We start from the raw sequence: 917 nt of genomic DNA, 5'->3' as shown, positions 1-917 counted from the left end.
GCGGCGAGCCACCGCCCCAGCGAGATCACGAAGTCGCAGGCATGGCCTTCAGCAGGGCCAGACCGGCCTCCACATTGGCCACGTGGGGGTGGGCTTGACGCCGTCGAACACCACCGAGGTGACGCCATGCGTGCCCAGCAGCTCGGTCACCTTGGCCACCAGGCCGGTACGCACCAGCGGGGCGTCCGTCACCACCAGGGCCTTGCGCCAGCCCTTGGACTGGATGTCGGCGGCGGCGTCCTTCAGGCAGCCGGCGCCCATCAGGTTGACACTGGGGATGAAGAAGATGGTGGTGCTCATGGCAGGCTCCTCTCGACGGGGGTGGGGCGCCGGCTCGGGTCGGGTGGCCGGCGTGTCGGGGAGCAGTCTGCGAGCCCAGCCCGAAGGCCACATTGACGCGTGTCAATGCGTGGCCTCGGGGTGTCAGCGGCTGTGTCGCAGTCTTGTTTCTTGCGCGCTCAGTCTGCGCTCCGGTGGCTCAGCCGGTTCAGCCAGGGCGTGATCAGCAGCAGCAGCACGCCCGCGCCGATGGACGAGCTGAACAGGAACACGAAGGGCGGGATGCCGCTGCCGGCCAGCAGGCTCTCCAGCGCGCCGGCCAGGTAATTGGCCACGCCGATGCCAGCCAGCCAGACACCCATCAGCAGGCCCACCAGCCGGGCCGGGGCGATCTGGGAAACCATGGCATAGCCCACCGGTGAGACGCAGGACACCTACTCCATCGTCAAGAAGCACATCCCGGAAGGGCAGACCATGTGCAGCCTGTGCTCGCGGCTGCGCCGGGGCATCCTCTACCGCGTGGCGCGGGAGCTGGGCTGCAACAAGATCGCACTGGGCCACCACCGCGACGACATGGTCGTCACCCTGCTGATGAACATGTTCTTCGGCAGCCGCATGAAGGGCATGCCGCCCAAGCT

At 68.0% G+C, this 917-nt stretch carries 2 protein-coding genes and 1 pseudogene; 1 reads left to right on the top strand and 2 read right to left on the bottom strand.

Going from position 1 to position 917, the window contains the following annotated elements; all coding sequences use genetic code 11:
• Window positions 1-48: 48 nt before the first annotated feature.
• Together I73_RS09850 and I73_RS09845 are read right to left on the bottom strand one after the other, a co-directional pair.
• Complete coding sequence (locus I73_RS09850; RefSeq protein ID WP_022980454.1) at window positions 49-300, bottom strand: iron-containing alcohol dehydrogenase; 252 nt, start codon at window positions 298-300, stop codon at window positions 49-51.
• A 158-nt stretch (window positions 301-458) separates the two neighbouring features.
• Complete coding sequence (locus I73_RS09845; protein ID WP_148289763.1) at window positions 459-713, bottom strand: hypothetical protein; 255 nt, start codon at window positions 711-713, stop codon at window positions 459-461.
• On the opposite strand from I73_RS09845, the pseudogene I73_RS31575 reads away from it, so the two are divergent.
• A pseudogene (locus tag I73_RS31575) lies at window positions 700-917 on the top strand (tRNA 2-thiocytidine(32) synthetase TtcA); the annotation flags it as partial. The gene I73_RS09845 and the pseudogene I73_RS31575 sit on opposite strands and share 14 nt — an antisense overlap.

Origin of the sequence: Ideonella sp. B508-1 (genome assembly GCF_000333615.1) — a bacterium.
In the GTDB taxonomy this organism is placed as follows: domain Bacteria; phylum Pseudomonadota; class Gammaproteobacteria; order Burkholderiales; family Burkholderiaceae_C; genus Ideonella.
The sequence above is the reverse complement of the archived record's forward strand: the minus strand, read 5'-3'. Positions and strand labels throughout refer to the sequence as shown.

Bases quoted from the DNA above. Each gene is read 5' to 3' on its own strand.
- I73_RS09850 (WP_022980454.1), bottom strand. From the start codon at position 300: ATGAGCACCACCATCTTCTTCATCCCCAGTGTCAACCTGATGGGCGCC.